General features: G+C 63.6%; 15 protein-coding genes. 11 read left to right on the top strand and 4 right to left on the bottom strand.

From position 1 onward, the window contains the following. Window positions 1-59: 59 nt before the first annotated feature. Window positions 60-722: an alpha/beta hydrolase gene (locus tag E8M79_RS11820; protein WP_137152090.1), complete on the bottom strand. Its 663-nt coding sequence runs from the start codon at window positions 720-722 to the stop codon at window positions 60-62. Between the two features lie 289 nt (window positions 723-1,011). On the opposite strand from E8M79_RS11820, the gene E8M79_RS11815 reads away from it, so the two are divergent. From E8M79_RS11815 to aroA, 8 genes are all read left to right on the top strand, one after another. Next, a complete protein-coding gene (locus E8M79_RS11815) occupies window positions 1,012-2,142 on the top strand; it encodes an aminotransferase class V-fold PLP-dependent enzyme (protein WP_171015833.1) in 1,131 nt (376 codons plus the stop codon). Between the two features lie 64 nt (window positions 2,143-2,206). Continuing rightward, window positions 2,207-3,709: a Fe-S cluster assembly protein SufB gene (sufB, locus tag E8M79_RS11810; RefSeq protein WP_137152088.1), complete on the top strand. Its 1,503-nt coding sequence runs from the start codon at window positions 2,207-2,209 to the stop codon at window positions 3,707-3,709. Window positions 3,710-3,809: 100 nt separating this feature from the next. Continuing rightward, window positions 3,810-4,559 carry a Fe-S cluster assembly ATPase SufC gene (gene sufC, locus E8M79_RS11805; protein WP_137153361.1) on the top strand — a complete coding sequence of 250 codons (750 nt, stop codon included), beginning with the start codon at window positions 3,810-3,812 and terminating at the stop codon, window positions 4,557-4,559. A gap of 2 nt (window positions 4,560-4,561) precedes the next feature. Then, entirely contained in the window at window positions 4,562-5,770 is a 1,209-nt protein-coding gene (gene sufD / locus E8M79_RS11800; protein WP_137152087.1) for a Fe-S cluster assembly protein SufD, read from the top strand. A gap of 147 nt (window positions 5,771-5,917) precedes the next feature. Continuing rightward, window positions 5,918-7,138 (top strand): cysteine desulfurase, encoded by a 1,221-nt coding sequence (locus E8M79_RS11795; RefSeq protein ID WP_137152086.1) that lies wholly within the window; start codon window positions 5,918-5,920, stop codon window positions 7,136-7,138. Between the two features lie 16 nt (window positions 7,139-7,154). After that, complete coding sequence (locus E8M79_RS11790) at window positions 7,155-7,580, top strand: SUF system Fe-S cluster assembly protein (protein WP_137152085.1); 426 nt, start codon at window positions 7,155-7,157, stop codon at window positions 7,578-7,580. A 53-nt stretch (window positions 7,581-7,633) separates the two neighbouring features. After that, the gene (locus E8M79_RS11785) at window positions 7,634-8,014 is read left to right on the top strand and encodes an iron-sulfur cluster assembly accessory protein (protein WP_137152084.1); all 381 of its coding nucleotides are present in this window, start codon (window positions 7,634-7,636) and stop codon (window positions 8,012-8,014) included. Window positions 8,015-8,110: 96 nt separating this feature from the next. After that, window positions 8,111-9,388, top strand: a complete 1,278-nt coding sequence (gene aroA, locus E8M79_RS11780) for a 3-phosphoshikimate 1-carboxyvinyltransferase (RefSeq protein WP_137152083.1) — start codon at window positions 8,111-8,113, stop codon at window positions 9,386-9,388. Between the two features lie 3 nt (window positions 9,389-9,391). On the opposite strand, the gene E8M79_RS11775 is transcribed toward aroA, so the two are convergent. From E8M79_RS11775 to parE, 3 genes are all read right to left on the bottom strand, one after another. Next, window positions 9,392-10,450: a GGDEF domain-containing protein gene (locus E8M79_RS11775; RefSeq protein WP_171015832.1), complete on the bottom strand. Its 1,059-nt coding sequence runs from the start codon at window positions 10,448-10,450 to the stop codon at window positions 9,392-9,394. 143 nt (window positions 10,451-10,593) lie between these two features. Beyond that, window positions 10,594-12,174: a DEAD/DEAH box helicase gene (locus tag E8M79_RS11770; RefSeq protein WP_248304979.1), complete on the bottom strand. Its 1,581-nt coding sequence runs from the start codon at window positions 12,172-12,174 to the stop codon at window positions 10,594-10,596. Between the two features lie 336 nt (window positions 12,175-12,510). Further along, window positions 12,511-14,523, bottom strand: coding sequence for a DNA topoisomerase IV subunit B (gene parE / locus E8M79_RS11765; RefSeq protein WP_137152080.1), 2,013 nt, complete (start codon window positions 14,521-14,523; stop codon window positions 12,511-12,513). A gap of 212 nt (window positions 14,524-14,735) precedes the next feature. Between parE and E8M79_RS11760 the strand changes: the two genes are divergently transcribed. The 3 genes from E8M79_RS11760 to E8M79_RS11750 all read left to right on the top strand — a co-directional run bounded on the left by E8M79_RS11760 (window position 14,736) and on the right by E8M79_RS11750 (window position 17,662). Continuing rightward, entirely contained in the window at window positions 14,736-15,224 is a 489-nt protein-coding gene (locus tag E8M79_RS11760) for a hypothetical protein (protein ID WP_137152079.1), read from the top strand. Between the two features lie 30 nt (window positions 15,225-15,254). Next, the gene (locus E8M79_RS11755; protein WP_137152078.1) at window positions 15,255-15,572 is read left to right on the top strand and encodes a hypothetical protein; all 318 of its coding nucleotides are present in this window, start codon (window positions 15,255-15,257) and stop codon (window positions 15,570-15,572) included. Window positions 15,573-16,141: 569 nt separating this feature from the next. After that, a complete protein-coding gene (locus tag E8M79_RS11750) occupies window positions 16,142-17,662 on the top strand; it encodes an ATP-binding cassette domain-containing protein (RefSeq protein ID WP_137152077.1) in 1,521 nt (506 codons plus the stop codon). The last annotated feature ends 29 nt before the right edge of the window (window positions 17,663-17,691 follow it).

Here is a 17,691-nt window from a genome sequence, read left to right as displayed (position 1 = left end):
GGAGTCCGGGGCGCCCACTGGCTGCCCCGGGTTCATGATCGCTAGTATGCGCTCGGTTGTCAGCGCCCGCCGCCGTCGGCGATCTCCTGACGGCGACGGTCGAGATATTCGGCGCAACGGGTGGTCAGCTCGTCCACCTTGCCCTCGAAGAAGTGGTTGGCGCCATCGACGATCTGCTGCTCGATGGTGATGCCCTTCTGGGTCTTGAGCTTGTCGACCAGCTTCTGCACCGAAGTGGGGGGCGCGACGCGGTCCTTCTCGCCATGGATGATCAGGCCCGAGGACGGGCAGGGGGCCAGGAACGAGAAGTCATAGAGATTTTCCGGCGGGGCGACGGAGATAAAGCCTTCCACTTCCGGCCGGCGCATCAGCAGCTGCATGCCGATCCAGGCGCCAAAGGAGAAGCCGGCGATCCAGCAGCCGCGCGATTCCCGGTTGATGGTCTGCAGCCAATCAAGCGCCGAGGCGGCGTCGGAGAGCTCGCCCACGCCATGATCGAACATGCCCTGGCTGCGGCCGACGCCGCGCGAGTTGAAGCGCAGCACGGCAAAGCCGCGCTCGGCGAACATGTAGAACAGGTTGTAGACGATCTGGTTGTTCATCGTCCCGCCGAACTGCGGATGCGGATGCAGCACGATGGCGATGGGGGCGTTGGGCTCCTTGCCAGGCTGGTAACGCCCTTCCAGACGACCCTCGGGTCCGTTGAAAATTACTTCTGGCATGGTCTCACTTCTTCCGGCCGTTTCGGCTCTGTTCGTGTCTGTTGCGGGGCCCGCGCGGCGGCCTTGCGGCTTGACTAAGCCCGCCCGGCTGCCTAAAACATGGGTCACAAAATCCAGTTTAGAATTGTTCGAAACTCGATTTTTTGAGGCCGCATGCGGCCTGCAAGAGCGCCCCTTGTAATGAAGTTGGGCGTCAAATTTCAAGAAGTGTTTGAGGTTGAGGGCGCATCAGCGCTCCGCCCCGGACATGGATGGTATGACCTGCGCACATGCGCCTGACGGGAATCCGATGACCAGACCGGCGATCTATCTTGATCATAACGCCGCGTCCCCGCTTCTGCCTGAAGCGCGGTCGGCTTTGCTTGCCGGGCTTGACCTTGTGGGCAATCCCTCCTCGGTGCACGGCCATGGCCGCGCACTGCGCAATCTGATCGACACCGCCCGCGGGCAGGTGGCAGGCCTGGCCGGCGCTGAGCGCAAGCAGGTCGTCTTTACCGGATCGGCCACCGAGGCGATCACCCAGGCGATCGTCGGCGGCGCCAAGGCCTTTGCCAGCACTGCCATTGTGATCAGCGCGGGCGAACACGCCGCGGTCACCAAGGCGGCCGAAGCGACGGGCCTTCCAGTGATCACCATCCGGCTTTTGTCTGATGGTTGCATTGATCTGGATCAACTGGCGGGCGTGATTGCGACTGAAGAGGGCAATCTGCTGGTCGCGCTGGGTTGGGTGAACAATGAGACCGGCGTTGTGCAGCCCATGGGCCGCATCAATGCGCTGGTGGGGCCGACCCGGCACACGCTGTTTGTCGATGCCGTGCAGGCCTTCGGCAAGCTGGATCTGGCATTTGCCAGCACGGCACCCGACATGATGGCCATCAGCGGCCACAAGATCGGCGCACCGGCCGGCGTTGGCGCGCTGCTGGTCAAGGCCCATGCCGATCTGGTGCGGCTGATCCCCGGCGGCGGCCAGGAACAGGGCCGGCGCGGCGGCACGGAAGCGGCAGCGCTGATCGCGGCCTTCGGCGCGGCAGCTGAGGCCTTTCCGGCGCGCTATGCGGCGGCCGATGTTGAAACGCTCACCGCAAAGCTGCAGGCGGCCTTGCCGGCTGAGGCCGTGGTGTTCGGCGGCGCGCGGCTGGGCAATGTGATCAATTTCGCCGTGCCCGGCGTAAAGAGTGCGACTGCGATGATGGCGCTGGACCTGCTTGGTCTGTCGGTGTCGTCAGGGTCGGCCTGTTCATCGGGCAAGGTGGGGCCCAGCCATGTGCTGGCCGCCATGGGCGTGGCGCCGGAACTGGCCGAATGCGCGCTGCGCGTCAGCCTGGGCTGGAGTTCGACGGCAGACGATATCGATGCGTTTATTGCCGGTTACCAATCGGTCCTGACACGCCAGCGGGCGCGGCAGGGGCAGGCGGCCTAGGCCGCAAGAGTTTTACGGTTCGCGGCGACCTTGAATCGCCGAGGAGCAATCAGGAGAAGCCATCATGGCGGACTACGACCATATTCCCACGCTCAAGGAGAACATCGACAGGGCCACCGTGGATTCGGTGCTGTCGCTCGATGTGGACAAGTACAAGTACGGCTTCGAGACCGATATCGAATCCGACATGGCGCCCAAGGGGCTGAGCGAGGATACGGTCCGGTTCATTTCGGCCAAGAAGAACGAGCCCGAGTGGATGCTGGAATGGCGTCTGGATGCCTATAAGCGCTTCCTGACCCTGACCGAGCCGACCTGGGCCAAGGTGCATTATCCGCAGATCGACCTGCAGGACATGTATTACTACGCTGCGCCCAAATCGACGCCGGCGCCCAAGAGCCTGGACGAGGTCGATCCGGCGCTGATCGCCATGTATGACAAGCTGGGCGTGCCGCTGCGCGAGCGCGAAATCCTGGCCGGCGTCGAGCGCCCCAATGTGGCGGTCGATGCGGTGATGGATTCGGTGTCGGTGGTGACCACGTTCCGCGAGGAACTGGCCAAGGTCGGCATCATCTTCTGCTCGATCGCCGAGGCAATCCGCGAGCATCCCGATCTGGTGCGCAAGTACCTGGCGTCGGTGGTGCCGGTGTCGGATAATTACTACGCCACGCTCAACAGCGCCGTGTTCACCGATGGCTCGTTTGTCTACATCCCCAAGGGCGTGCGCTGCCCGATGGAGCTCAGCACCTATTTCCGCATCAACGAAAAGAAGACCGGCCAGTTCGAGCGGACGCTGATCATCGCCGAAGCCGACAGCTATGTGAGTTATCTCGAAGGCTGCACGGCGCCGATGCGCGATGAGAACCAGTTGCACGCTGCGGTGGTTGAGCTCGTTGCGCTCGACAATGCCGAGATCAAGTATTCCACCGTCCAGAACTGGTATCCGGGCGACAAGGACGGCAAGGGCGGCATCTATAACTTCGTCACCAAGCGGGGCGACTGCCGCGGCGCCAATTCCAAGATCTCTTGGACGCAGGTGGAAACCGGTTCGGCCATCACCTGGAAGTACCCCAGCTGCATCCTGCGCGGCGATGGTTCGCGCGGCGAGTTCTATTCGATCGCCATTTCCAACGGTCACCAGCAGGTCGACAGCGGCACCAAGATGATCCACCTGGGCAAGAACACGTCCAGCCGCATCATCTCCAAGGGCATTGCCGCCGGCTTCTCGGATAATACCTATCGCGGCCAGGTGTCGGCGCATGCCAAGGCCAAGAATGCCCGCAACTTCACCCAGTGCGACAGCCTGCTGATCGGCGATACCTGTGGGGCCCATACGGTGCCCTATATCGAGAGCCGCAATGGCAGCGCGGTGTTCGAGCATGAGGCCACGACGTCCAAGATCTCGGACGATCAGATGTTCTACTGCCAGCAGCGCGGGCTGAACGAAGAAGAGGCCGTGGCGCTGATCGTCAACGGCTTCGTGCGCGACGTGCTGCAGCATCTGCCCATGGAATTCATGGTGGAGACGCAGAAGCTGATCGCCATCAGCCTTGAAGGCAGCGTGGGCTAGGCGTCCCGCCTGCCGCAACTGAATGCTCAAAACCTATCGCCCGGTCGGCGCCAAATGAGCGACACCGGGGCCAAATTGGAGACTGCACATGACCACCCCAATCCTTGAAATCCGCAACCTGCATGCGCGCATCGAAGAGCGCGAAATCCTCAAGGGCGTGAACCTGATCATTCCGCCCGGCGAAGTGCATGCCGTGATGGGCCGCAATGGCTCGGGCAAGTCGACGCTGAGCTATGTGCTGGCCGGCAAGGAAGACTATGAGATCACCGAGGGCGAAGTGCTGCTCGATGGCGAGAACCTGCTGGAGATGGATCCGGCCGAGCGCGCTGCGGCGGGCCTGTTCCTGGCCTTCCAGTATCCGATCGAAATCCCCGGCGTGGCCACCATGACCTTCCTCAAGGCGGCCATCAATGCCCAGCGCAAGGCGCGCGGCGAGGGCGAACTGTCGACCCCGGACTTCATGCGCGCGGTCAAGACGGCGGGCACCGAGCTCAATGTCGATACCGACATGCTCAAGCGCCCGCTGAACGTGGGCTTTTCGGGTGGCGAGAAGAAGCGTGCCGAAGTGCTGCAGATGGCGCTGCTGCAGCCCAAGATGTGCATTCTGGACGAGACGGATTCCGGGCTCGACATCGATGCGCTGCAGGTTGTCTCCAAGGGCGTCAACGCGCTGCGCGCGGCCAACCGCTCCATGCTGGTGATCACCCATTACCAGCGCCTGCTCAACCACATCGTGCCCGACGTGGTGCATGTGTTCAGCGACGGACGGATCGTCGAAAGCGGAGACAAGGATCTGGCGCTGCAGCTGGAAGCCAAGGGCTATGCCGACTTTGACGGCGCGGCGGCCTGATCATGCGCCAGACCATGCCCGTGCGGCTCGGACCCGCTGAAGACACTTTGATTGCCCAGCTCACCAGCGTGGGTGCATCGGCTGAGGCTGACCGGATGACGGTTGCCGGCCTGCCGACGCGCCGCGTCGAGAGCTATCACTATACCGACCTCAAGACGCTGCTGAAGACGGTGCCGCCGCTGGCGACGCCGGCCAACCAGGCCAGTGCTCCGGCGCTGCGCGTGGCGGGCGCCTATCAGCTGATGATCGCCAATGGCGTGGTGCAGGGCGCCAGCACGGCTCCGGCCGGCGTGATCGTCGGCAAGTCCGCCGGTGGCGTGCTGACCAGCCGCGACGACGTGCTGGTACATCTCAATGGTGCTTTGGCGCGCGAGGCGCTGACGCTGACGCTCGAGAGCAGTGTCGATCCGGTGATCCAGATCGACCGCCGCTGCGAGGGCGACGCCGCCCATGTCGCCGATGCGGTCAAGATCTTTGTCGCCGACAATGGCTCGGCGGTGATCCTGGAGACCTTCTCGGGCTCCGATGCCGCCCATGTGGGCAATCACGCCACCTATCTGGCACTGGGCAAGAATGCGGTGGTGACCCATATTACCGTCGATCTCTCGGCCAAGGCGTCGTCGCATTTCGCCAGCAATGAATATAGCCTGGCCGAAGGCGCCAAGCTGCGCACGGTGACCATCCATGCCGGCGCCGGCCTGTCGCGCAGCCAGGTGTTTGCGCGCTTTGTTGGCGCTGGGGCGCATGCCGATTTCACCGGGCTCAACCTGGTGGCCGACGGCCAGCACAATGACATCACCATCGATATCCGGCATGGCGTGGCCCACACCACCAGCCAGGAAATGTACAAGCAGATCGCGCGCGGCCGCTCCAAGGCGGTGTTCCAGGGCAAGATCGTGGTCGAGCGCGATGCGCAAAAGACCGATGCCAAGATGATGATGCAGGGGCTGATGCTGTCGGACGAGGCGGAGATCCTCTCCAAGCCCGAGCTCGAAATCTATGCCGACGACGTGGTGTGCGGGCATGGCTCGACCTGTGGCGAGCTGGATGAAGACTCCATGTTCTACCTAATGAGCCGCGGCATTCCCAAGGCCGAGGCCGAGACCATGCTGGTGCGCGGGTTCATCGCCGAAGTGCTCGACCCGATCGAGGACGAGGCCCTGAACGAGGCGCTCAACGGCATTGTCGATGGATGGCTGCTGGGGAAATAGGACAGGGGACTTTGGTGTCTTGTCCTTCCCTCCCCCTTGAGGGGAGGGACCGAGGGAGGGGGTAATTGCGTGGGTCACTGTTGGACCCCCACCCCCAAATCCTCCCCTCAAGGGGGAGGGGAGGCAGACTGCAAGGCCGGTGAATCAATGACCTTCGATCTCGAAAAAGTCCGTGCCGATTTTCCGATCCTGTCCGAGGTCATCCATGGCAAGCGCCTGGTGTATCTGGACAGCGGCGCGTCGGCGCAGAAGCCGGTGCAGGTGCTCGACCGCATGGATCATGCCTTCCGGCATGAATATGCCAATGTGCACCGCGGCCTGCATACGCTGGCCAATCGCGCCACCGAGGGCTTTGAGGCCGGGCGCGAGTCGGTGCGGCGTTTCATCAATGCCAAGCGGAGCGAGGAGATCGTCTTCACCCGCTCGGCGACCGAGGCGATCAACCTGGTCGCGTCTTCCTTTGCTGGGCCGCGGATTGCCGAGGGCGACGAGATCGTTCTCTCCATCATGGAACATCATTCCAATATCGTGCCCTGGCATTTTCACCGCGAGCGCAAGGGCGCGGTGATCAAATGGGTCGATGTGACCGATGATGGCAGCTTTGATCTCGACGCTTTCGCGGCCACGCTGACCGACCGGACGCGTATGGTTGCGGTTACCCATATGTCCAATGTGCTGGGCACGGTGACCCCGATTGCCGAGGTCATTGCCATTGCCCATGCGCGCGGCATTCCGGTGCTGATCGATGGCAGCCAGGGCGCGGTGCATACGAAGGTGGACGTGCAGGCGCTGGACGCCGATTTCTATGTGATGACCGGCCACAAGCTTTATGGGCCGACCGGCATCGGCGTGCTCTATGGCAAATATGATCTGCTGGCCGAGATGCAGCCCTATCAGGGCGGCGGCGAGATGATCGACACTGTCAGCTTGGACATCGTCACCTACAATGCCCCGCCGCATCGGTTTGAGGCCGGTACGCCGCCGATCGTGCAGGCCATGGGCCTGGGAGCGGCGCTGGACTATATGACCGGCCTGGGCCGCGTCGCCATTGCCGAACACGAGGCCGAGGTGGCGGCCTATGCGGCCGAGCGGCTGAGCCGGATCAATGCGCTGCGCATGATCGGCACGGCGCCGGGCAAGGGCGGCATTTTCTCGTTCGAGCTCAAGGGCGCCCATGCCCATGACGTCTCGACCATTCTCGACCGCTACGGCATTGCCGTACGCGCGGGCACCCATTGTGCCCAACCCCTGTTGAAACGCTTCGGTGTCACCTCCACATGCCGTGCATCGCTTGCCCTCTACAATGGCAAGGACGATGTCGACGCGCTGGTGGATGGCATTGAACGCGCCCAGACCTTTTTCGCTTGATGGCGAGGATTTGACTATGACCGACGACACCAAGACCGACGAGATTATCATCGACGAATCCAAGATCGCGCCCGCGCCGGCCTTGCCCGTGCCGGGCATTCAGCCGACGATTTCGGGCGACCTGCCGGAGTCCGAAGTCGAGCGCATCACCACCGATCTGATCGGGGCGCTCAAGACGGTCTATGATCCGGAAATTCCGGTCGATATCTATGAGCTGGGCCTGATCTACAAGGTCGACCTCGATGACGACCGCAATCTGGTGATCGACATGACGCTGACCGCGCCGGGCTGCCCGGTGGCCGGCGAAATGCCGAGCTGGGTGGAGAATGCTGCGCGCGGCGTCGAAGGCATCCGCGATGTGACGGTCAACATGGTGTTCGATCCGCCGTGGGATGCCACGCGGATGAGCGAAGAAGCCCAGGTTGCCCTCAACTGGTGGTAATCGCGCCCGGTTCGTCCTATATATCGTGAGACGCCGATAGAAAGATCCCGCCCATGGCCTTCAAGATCATGACGCTGAGCGATGCCGCTGCCGAGCGCATCACCGAAATCATCGAGGACTCCGACAAGCCCGTCATCGGCGTGCGCGTCGGCGTCAAGAATGCCGGTTGCGCGGGCATGGCCTATACCATGGACTATGTGACCGAGCCGGTGGCCGGCGACGACCATGTCAGCGACAAGGGCGTGGAGGTCTATGTCGAGCCCAAGGCCACCATGTTCCTTTTGGGCACGGTGATGGATTTCGAGCAGTCCAAGATGAGTTCGGGCTTTACCTTCCGCAATCCCAACCAGACTGGCGCCTGCGGCTGTGGCGAGAGCGTGCAGCTCAAGCCGGCCGATCTCAAGGCCATTGCCGAGGCCCGCGCCAACGGCTGATGCGCCCCCACGTGCGCCCTGTTGCGCGCGCGCCGGGATTGGCCTAACAGGCAGGTGCATTTCGCCTCCGGCCCATCCTGTTTCCGAGTTCGCCCCATGACCGACCTGCCTGCGGCCCTGTCCATCATTCCGCCCACGCACAAGCTTGTCGGCCGCGTGTCACCACCGGGTTCGAAGTCGATCACCAATCGGGCGCTGCTGCTGGCGGCGCTGGCCAATGGCACCAGCCGGCTGAGCGGTGCGCTCAAGAGCAAGGACACGGTGCTGATGGCCGCGGCCCTGTGTCAGATGGGCGTGACGGTCGAAGAGCCGGATGCGACCAGCTTTGTGGTCACCAGTTCCGGGCGCCTCACGGCGCCGTCCGAGCCGCTGTTCCTGGGCAATGCCGGCACGGCGACGCGCTTCCTCGCGGCGGCGGTGGCCACGGTAGATGGTACAGTGATCGTCGATGGCGATGCCGAGATGCGCCTGCGTCCGATCGGGCCGTTGGTGGATGCGCTGGTGTCGCTGGGCATTGATGCGTCGAGCCCCACGGGCTGCCCGCCGGTGACCGTGCGGGGCAAGGGCCATTTCGGCCATGGCCGCGTCGAGATCGATGCCGGCCTCTCCAGCCAATATGTGTCGGCGCTGCTGATGGCGGCGCCGCTGGGCGATGGGCCCATCGAGGTGGCGCTGGCGGGCAAGGATATCGGCGCGCGCGGCTATGTCGATCTGACACTGGCCGCCATGCGCAGCTTTGGCGCCGAGATCGAGCAGATTGATACGGGCAGCTGGCTGGTGCAGCCGAGCGGCTACACGGCTTGCGACCTGCTGATCGAGCCTGATGCTTCTGCGGCAACCTATCTGTGGGGCGCCGAAGTCCTGACCGGTGGCAAGATCGACCTGGGGGTGGCGGCTGATGCCTTCACCCAGCCCGATGCCGCCGCCCAGGCGGTAATTGCACAATTCCCCGATATGCCGGCAGTGATTGACGGCTCGCAGATGCAGGATGCCGTGCCGACGCTGGCGGTGCTGGCGGCGTTCAACAATCAGCCGGTGCGTTTCGTGGGCATTGCCAATCTGCGGGTGAAGGAGACCGACCGCATTCGCGCGGTGGCCAATGAGCTCAACCGCATCCTGCCGGGCCTGGCCACCGAAGAGGGCGATGAGCTGGTAGTGGCGTCAGATCCTTCGCTGGCGCAACGGCTAGCTGGGCGCAACAGCCGCATCAAGATCGAGACTTACCACGATCATCGCATCGCCATGAGCTTTGCCCTGGCGGGGCTGCGCGTGCCGGGAATCGTCATCCTGGATCCAGCCTGCACCGGCAAGACATATCCAGGCTATTGGGACATGCTGGCGGGCCTGGGCGTCGAGCTGGTTCCGACGACCTAGCTGTCAGGCGGCGCTGATCTTGATTGGCGCCATGTTCACCAGGTCGTCTTCCTTGATCACCTTGTTGCGGCCGGCATGCTTGGCCGCATAAAGGCACCGGTCGGCGCGTTCGATGAGCGAGGCAGCGGTGTCCGTCGGGTGATAGACGGCCAGGCCGAACGAGGCGGTGATGCGGCCCAGCTTCTCATTGGTGGAGCGCTTGAGCAGTTCCTTGGCCTGGATGGCCTTGCGGATCTTCTCGGCCAGAGTGTGGGCGCCCTCCAGGCTGGTTGCCGGCAGGATGGCGACAAATTCCTCGCCGCCATAGCGCGCTGCCAAATCCTTGCCCTTGATGTTGGACTTCAGCGTCATCGCCACCAGGCGGAGCACCTGGTCACCGGTCTGGTGGCCATAGGTGTCGTTGAAGGTCTTGAAATGGTCGATGTCGAGCAGCATCAGGCACAGCGGGCCGCCCGTGACGATGGCCTCGGCAATGGCGCTGTCGAGACTCTCGTCGAAGCTCTTGCGATTGGCGATCTTGGTCAGCGGATCGAGCAGGGACTCGCGGCGCACATCATCAAGATCGCGCTGCAATGCGGCGATATCGTCGCGCGAGGCCTCGAGCTTTTGTTCCAGCGAGCGGTTGGTTTCCTGCATGTGCCGGGTTTCGGCGAGCAGCTTGTTGGCCAGGGCCTTCATCGCTGACACCGAGATGTCGCGGTCGAGATCGCCGCTGGCCATCTGCAGCGAGCCGGAATAGGCATTGGCCGTGGTCATGGCGGTGTCGATGGCGTCGTGCACGGCCTCGATACGGGCGTGCATGCGCTCGGAGACGTCGGTCATGCGGTCGCTGACGTCGGCCTTGAGGAACTCGTTGTAGAGCGACTCGGCCAGATTGAGCGACGGCGCATCGCCGCTGCGGAAGATGGCGTTGATGCGGTTGTTCAGGGTCGGATTGACGCCGGACGCATAGGTGTACAGGAGTTCGTAAAACTGCGGGTAGGGCGGAATGGCACTGCGCTTCAGCAGTTCAAATGCTGAATTGGCATAGCCGATCGCCCGCTTAAGTTCCTGACTAGACACCGAACCCCTCGCGCCGTTGCGCCGGAATCGCATGGGCCTCCTGCCGTCTGCGATTCCGGTGAGCCAAACTACATGTCACAGGTAAATGAACACAACTGCCCAGCAGCAATAAAGCGCTGCTTACACAGTAATTACGTCGATCACTAGGGCGTTATCCTCGTGGGGCGCAACAGGAAAGCCGGAATCGGTCCCTCGCTGCCGAATGGTGACTTGTCATCACTATTGGTTTCCGACTCGCGGGTCTCTGCGGGGCGGCGGTTGCGACCCCGCTGCGGCCGCGATTCGCTGCGCACGGGAGCGATTTCGGCGGTCTCCACCGGCTCGACAATAGGCTCGACGGCGGCAGCGACCGGCGCGGGACGCTCGGCCTTGGCCGCAGCCGGACGACGACGGCTCTGCGGCCGTTCGCTGGCGGCGCCAGCGGTCGGGTTGCCGGTCGTCGCACTTTCCTGCGCCGGTGCAGCCTGGGCCGATGCCTCGGCGGCAGCGCGGGTGCGCGGACCGCCACGACGGCTGCGGGCCGGACGGGCAGGGCGCTCTTCGCCACTGTCTTGGCTGGCTTCCACCGAAGCCGTCTCGGGAGCCGACCTGCGGCCCTTGAGTTCGAGCCAGTCGATGGGCTTCTGGATCAGCTTGAGGATGGCGTCGAGATGCTTGCTGTCGCTGGGGGCGACAAAGGTATAGGCGGCGCCAGAGCGACCGGCGCGGCCGGTGCGGCCGATGCGATGCACATAGTCCTCGGCATGCACGGGCACGTCGAAGTTGAACACATGGCTCACGGCCGGGATATCGAGGCCGCGGGCCGCCACGTCACTGGCGACCAGCAGGGTCAGCCGGTTGTTCTTGAAGGCATCGAGCGTCTCGGTGCGGCTCTTCTGGTCCATGTCGCCATGCAGGCCTCCGACCGACAGGCCGTGGCGTTCGAGCGAACGGGCAAGCGTGGCCACGTCGCGCTTGCGATTGCAGAAGATGATGGCGTTGGTCAGCCCGTCAGCCGCCGCAATCAGCTCGCGCAGCATTTCGCGCTTTTCCTCGGGCTTGGCGCCGACCTTGACCAGCTTCTGGTCGATGGTGTCGGCGGTCGAGGCGGCACGCGAGACCTGGACATGCACCGGTTCCTTGAGGAACTTCTTGGTGAGCTTTTCGATCTGGGCGTCCATGGTCGCCGAGAACAGCAGGGTCTGGCGGCGGGGCGGCAAGCGATTGACGATCTTTTCGATGTCGTCGATGAAGCCCATGTCGAGCATGCGGTCGGCTTCGTCGATGACGAGGATCTCGACGCCATTGAGCATGATCTTGCCGCGCTCGATCTGGTCGAGCAGGCGGCCGGGGGTGGCGATCAGCACGTCGACGCCGCGATCGAGTTTCTTATTCTGATCCTCAAAGCTCACGCCGCCGATGATCAGCGCCATGGTGAGGCGGTGGTTCTTGCCGTATTTTTCGAAGTTTTCGCTGACCTGCGCGGCCAGTTCGCGCGTCGGCTCAAGAATGAGCGTGCGCGGCATGCGGGCGCGGGCGCGGCCGTTTTCCAGCAGCGTCAGCATGGGCAGCACGAAGCTGGCCGTCTTGCCGGTGCCTGTCTGGGCAATGCCGATGACGTCCTTCTTCTCAAGGACGTGCGGGATGGCCTGGGCCTGGATTTCGGTCGGCTTGGTATAGCCTGCGGCGGCAACCGCATCGGCTACCTTGGTGGACAGACCCAGCCCGGAAAATTCATCAGTCAAATTCTGTAATCCACGTGAGAGGCGTAGCCCGGGGCCAATTCCAGTTCGAGACATTCGAACGGTGCGCCGGGGTGTTCAGTCGTGGTGCAGCCCACGGAGACGCGACTTGCGTACACAACTGGGGTGGCCACCGGACGGGATGCAGCGAGTGCAGAGACGACGGAGTGGCCCTGAGGCACATTGGCTAAGGCGGGCGTTGTCAGGTGACAGACCGTCAAGCAAAAAATGCTCCAGCGGCGCGGACCATAGCGCAAAGGCCTTGTCTGTCAACGGGGTTGCGTTGTTTAGCCTTAATTGTGGCCGCTGCGCCGACCCAAGAAATCGGCGCAGGCGCGGCTAGATGTCGAGGTCGGTGACGAAGGCGGCATTCTCCTGAATAAATTCAAAGCGCGCTTCGGGCTTTGTACCCATCAGCCGGTCGACAGTAATCCGTGTGGCATCAAGATCATCGCGCACCTTGACCTGCAGCAGTGTCCGGCTCTTGGGCGACATGGTGGTCTCGCGCAGATGCGCGAAGGGCATTTCGCCCAGGCCTTTGAATCGGGTGATGTCCACCTTGCCCTTGCCGGTGAATTCGCTGGCCATCAGCTCGACACGATGGGCGTCGTCCCGGGCATAGAGCGTCTTGCCGCCTTGGGTGATGCGGTAGAGCGGCGGCATGGCCAGGAACAGATGACCGTTGTCGATCAGCTTGGGCATTTCCTGGAAGAAGAAGGTGATGAGCAGCGAGGCGATATGGGCGCCGTCCACGTCAGCATCGGTCATGATGATGATCTTGTCGTAGCGCAGGTCCTCGTCGCGATAGCGGTCACGCGTGCCGCAGCCCAGTGCCTGGATCATGTCCGAGATCAGCTGGTTGGCGGCCATCTTGTCACGGGTGGCGCCGGCGACATTGAGGATCTTGCCGCGTAGCGGCAGCACAGCCTGGCTGGCGCGGCTGCGGGCCTGCTTGGCGCTGCCACCGGCCGAGTCGCCCTCGACGATGAACAGTTCCGCGCCCTGGGCGGCCGTCTGGGTGCAATCGGCCAGCTTGCCGGGCAGGCGCAGCTTGCGCGTGGCGCTGGCGCGATCGATTTCCTTTTCCTTGCGGCGGCGCAGGCGTTCCTCGGCGCGTTCCACGGCCCAGTCGAGCAGCTTGCCGGCTTGGTTGGGTGACGCCGCCAGCCAATGGTCGAAGGCGTCGCGCAGCGCGGTGTCGACGATGCGGGTGGCTTCGCCGGAGGCCAGCTTGTCCTTGGTCTGGCCGACGAATTCCGGCTCGCGCACGAAGACCGAGAGCATGGCATTGCAATGGGCGAAGATATCCTCGGCGGTGAGGATGGCCGCGGCCTTGTTCTTGGTCAGCTCGGCATAGTTCTTGAGGCCGCGCAGCAGGGCGCTGCGCAGCCCCGCCTCATGGGTGCCGCCATCGGGCGTGGGCACGGTGTTGCAATAGGATGAGACGCCGCCATCGCCCAGCGTCCAGGCCACGGCCCATTCGACGCCGCCATGCGTGCCCGGCTTGCCGGAGCTGCCAGCAAAGAGTTCGTCCACGATGCGGGTTTCGCCCTCGATGCGGGCGGTCATGAAGTCCTTGAGGCCATTTGGATAGTGGAACACGGCCTTGGCCGGCGCCTCTTCGCTGACCAGGGATTCGTCGCAGCTCCAGCGCAGCTCGACGCCGGCAAACAGATAGGCTTTGGCCCGCGTCATGCGGTAGAGGCGGCCGGCCGAGAAATGGGCGTGCTCGCCAAAAATCTGCGGATCGGGATGGAAGCGCGTGCTAGTGCCACGGCGGTTCTGCACGCGGCCGAGCGCCTCGATCTCGCCCACCGGCTTGCCGCGCGAAAAGGCCAGGCGGTGCAATTGCTGCTCGCGCGCCACTTCCACGATCATGCTGTCAGAGAGTGCATTGACCACCGAGACGCCGACGCCATGCAGGCCGCCGGAGGTCTCATAGGCCTTGGAGTCGAACTTGCCGCCGGCATGGAGCACGGTGTGGACGATCTCGAGCGTCGAGCGGCCGGGAAATTTGGGATGGTTCTCCACCGGGATGCCGCGACCATTGTCAACCACGGTGATGAAGCCGTCGGCGCCCAGATGCACCTCGATGCGGGTGGCGTGGCCGGCGATGGCCTCGTCCATGGAGTTGTCGATGACTTCGGCAAACAAATGGTGCAGCGCATTGGTGTCGGTGCCACCGATATACATGCCGGGGCGCCGGCGCACCGGCTCGAGCCCTTCGAGCACCTCGATGTCGGCAGCCGAATAGGAGCCGGTCGTTGCGACTGGCTTGGACGATGCCCGGGGTGTCTCGGAAGGCTGGGGCGCTGGTTCAGCGCCGCCGAATAGATCTTCTGCTTGCGACATGCACGTTCCGTCTCTCGCGCCCGAATCAGGCGTTCCGAACGCTAGCATAAACGAGCCGGGCGCTGGCACGCCGCTCCCGCACCGCTGCGGTTACGCTTTCCCCACAAAGCTGAACCGCCGATGAACGGGCGGTTGGCTCCCGGTTCAAGGCGGCCGGACTAGTTAATGGGGCAAGGGGTTATCGACGCCTCACCAAAGAGCAGGAGTTACCCATGACCATTTCTCACAACAAGACCCGTTCCGCTTTCGGCGCGGCGACCCGTGCCATCGTGGTTACGCTTGGCCTGAGCCTGGCGGCCGTTTCGGTGGTTCCGGCAGCCGCACAGTCGTTCTCGATTCAGATGCAGGCCGGCAGCAATGGCGCTGGCGACCGTCATCATGGCGGCCACAATGGCGGCTGGAACAATGGCGGGGGCTATAATCTGCGCTGCCTGACCAATCGCGAAGTGGCGCGTGGCGTGGCCGGCTACGGCTATCGCGACGTGCAGGTGGTGCGCGAGCTGCGGCGTGACCGGGTGGATGTGCAGGCCGTCAAGCGCGGCTACGTCTATGCCATGCGGGTGGACAAGTGCTCCGGCCGCGTCAGCCCGCCCGAGCGCATCGGTCGCGCCCCCGGCCAGGGTGGCCAGCACGGTGGTCACCATGGTGGCCAGTTCGGCAATGGTTCGGGATTCGGCTTCCAGTTCAATTTCGGCAACTGAGGTCAGCGCTGACGCTGCCAGGAGGACGTGATGATGCGATGGACATCGGCACTGGTTTTGGCGGCTGTCCTGGGCCTGGGCACACTTGCCCCGGCCCAGGCGCAGCGTTTCGGCATCATGTTTGGCGATGAGCGTTCGGATTTCTTTGCCGAGCGTCTGAGCTGCATGAACGATCACGAGATCCGCACTGCGGTGGCGGCCCGTGGCTATAGCGACATCCTGCTCAATGTGCCCGATAGCAAGCATGTGCAGGTGCAGGCGACCAAGGGTGCCTGGGTCTATCTGCTCGATTTCAACTATTGCACCGGGCAGATCGAGAGCCAGCGCAAGCTGCGCCGGGCTCGCTAAAGGACTGGGATAGAGACAAAGTCGTCCCAAGATCGGGCGCCTGATTTACGTTCCGTTTGCTTCTTGGGAGCACTTTCTTAAACGCCGGCTGGTAGATCAGTGGACATACGGTTTTTGTCTGGAGTTGCCGTATGCGAACCCAACGGACTCTTCGTTCTGCGTATCAGAATCCGGCTGGTTCGGTTTCCTTCGGTGTTTGGCCGCAAGCCGGGTTCTCTGGTATTGCGTACCGGCTGGCCAAGCTCTGTGTACCGCGTGGCACTGCGGTGTTTCTGGTGTCCGCCTTGTTTTACCTGGTCTGATTGGCTGCGGATTGATTTCCGTGGCCCGTTTGGCTATCGCTGGTGCCATCGTCAACGCCAGTCACAGGAGGGCTGCATGATTGTGTTTGAGCATCATCGTCAGTGTGGCCCTGTTTATGCCCTGCAGCATGTGATGCAGGGCTGACCGGAGCTGGTTCGGACGCTTTTGGCTATCCCCCTTTCTGGTTTGCCCGTCGTGGCGGTCACCTGACCGCATTCTGATGGTCTCTTGGCGCCTGCTGGCGCCGCTCCGGAAAGTTACAAGACATGGGTTCGATCAGCCTCCGCAATGCCGGCCTGGTGGCCACTGATACGCTTTTTTCCAATCTCAATGTCGTCATCGGCGACGGCGACCGTGTGGGCCTGGTGGCCGGCAATGGCCGCGGCAAGACCACGCTGCTGCGCGCCATGGCCGGGCAGGGCGAACTGACGCAGGGCGAGCTGGTGCGTTCGCGCGGGCTGACCGTGGGCTATGTCGAGCAGGACATGCCGGCCAGCGCCATGGGCCTGACGCTCTATGATGCGGTGCTCGACGCGCTGCCGGTGGCGGACCGCGATAGCGACAGCTGGCGTGTCGATGTGGTGCTGGACGAGTTCGAGACGCCCGAGGCGCTGCGCGGACGGGTGCTGAGCCAGCTCAGCGGCGGCTGGCAGCGCATTGCGCTGATCGCCCGCTGCTGGGTGCTGCAGCCCGATGCACTGCTGCTGGACGAGCCGACCAACCATCTGGACCTGGCCAAGCTGTTTCAGCTCGAAGCCTGGATCAACCAGGCGGCGCGCAATATTCCGGTGGTGATCGCCAGCCACGACCGGCAGTTCCTGGACGCCACCACCAATCGCACGCTGTTCCTGCGCCCGGACGCCTCGCCCTACTATGCCTTGCCCTATAGCAAGGCCCGGCTGGCGCTGGCGGAGGCGGACGAGGCGGCCGAAGCAAAACGCGAGCGCGAGCTCAAGGAGGTCAGCCGGTTGCGCAAACAAGCGGCCAAGCTGACCAATGTGGGGATCAACTCGGGCAGTGACCTGTTGGTGGTGAAGTCAAAATATCTGCGTGAGCGGGCCGAGAAGATCGAGGCATCGCTGCAGTCGGTGCACAAGGAGCGCAGCGGCGACATTCGCCTGAGTAACAGCGGCGCCCAAGCGCGGGTGATGCTGGCGATGGACAATGTCGAGGTGAAAACGCCGGTTGGCGAGCCGCTGTTTCGCATCGACAAGCTGCATGTGTTCCAGGGCGATCGCATTGTCATTCTGGGGCGCAATGGTGCCGGCAAGTCGCAGTTCATGGGCCTGCTCAGCCGGGCGCTGGCCGGGGCGACTGTCGAGGGGCTGCGCATCAGCCCGCAGGTGGTGGCCGGCTATCTCGACCAGGCCATGGCCTATCTGCCCGATGCCAGCTCGCCGCTGGGCTATATCACCGACCGCTTTGACCTGGGCGATCAGCGCAGCAAGAGCCTGTTGGCCGGCGCCGGCTTTGTGGTGGAAAAGCAGGATCGGCCGATCCGCGAGCTATCGTTCGGACAACGGGCGCGGCTGGGGCTATTGGCGCTGCGGCTGAGCGCACCCAATCTCTATCTGCTCGACGAACCGACCAACCACATCGACATCGTCGGGCAGGAGCAGCTCGAGGACGAGATCCTCAGCCACGGCGCCACCTCGATCCTGGTCAGCCACGACCGCAGCTTTGTGCGCGGACTGGGCAGCCGGTTCTTCGAGATCGAGCGGCGGCGGCTCAAGGAAGTGCCGAGCCCCGAGGCCTTTTTTGCCGCCATGGCGCGCGAGGCTGGTTAGCGGGGTCGGTGAAACGGCTGCTTTTGAGG

The sequence above is a fragment of the Devosia sp. FKR38 genome (assembly GCF_005222805.1).
In the GTDB taxonomy this organism is placed as follows: Bacteria; Pseudomonadota; Alphaproteobacteria; order Rhizobiales; family Devosiaceae; genus Devosia.
Note: the sequence above shows the minus strand (reverse complement) of the source record. Positions and strands in the feature narration are given on the sequence as shown.

Bases quoted from the DNA above. Each gene is read 5' to 3' on its own strand.
- E8M79_RS11820 (WP_137152090.1), bottom strand. From the start codon at position 722: ATGCCAGAAGTAATTTTCAACGGACCCGAGGGTCGTCTGGAAGGGCGT.
- E8M79_RS11815 (WP_171015833.1), top strand. From the start codon at position 1,012: ATGACCAGACCGGCGATCTATCTTGATCATAACGCCGCGTCCCCGCTT.
- sufB (WP_137152088.1), top strand. From the start codon at position 2,207: ATGGCGGACTACGACCATATTCCCACGCTCAAGGAGAACATCGACAGG.
- sufD (WP_137152087.1), top strand. From the start codon at position 4,562: ATGCGCCAGACCATGCCCGTGCGGCTCGGACCCGCTGAAGACACTTTG.
- E8M79_RS11795 (WP_137152086.1), top strand. From the start codon at position 5,918: ATGACCTTCGATCTCGAAAAAGTCCGTGCCGATTTTCCGATCCTGTCC.
- E8M79_RS11790 (WP_137152085.1), top strand. From the start codon at position 7,155: ATGACCGACGACACCAAGACCGACGAGATTATCATCGACGAATCCAAG.
- E8M79_RS11785 (WP_137152084.1), top strand. From the start codon at position 7,634: ATGGCCTTCAAGATCATGACGCTGAGCGATGCCGCTGCCGAGCGCATC.
- aroA (WP_137152083.1), top strand. From the start codon at position 8,111: ATGACCGACCTGCCTGCGGCCCTGTCCATCATTCCGCCCACGCACAAG.
- parE (WP_137152080.1), bottom strand. From the start codon at position 14,523: ATGTCGCAAGCAGAAGATCTATTCGGCGGCGCTGAACCAGCGCCCCAG.
- E8M79_RS11760 (WP_137152079.1), top strand. From the start codon at position 14,736: ATGACCATTTCTCACAACAAGACCCGTTCCGCTTTCGGCGCGGCGACC.
- E8M79_RS11755 (WP_137152078.1), top strand. From the start codon at position 15,255: ATGATGCGATGGACATCGGCACTGGTTTTGGCGGCTGTCCTGGGCCTG.
- E8M79_RS11750 (WP_137152077.1), top strand. From the start codon at position 16,142: ATGGGTTCGATCAGCCTCCGCAATGCCGGCCTGGTGGCCACTGATACG.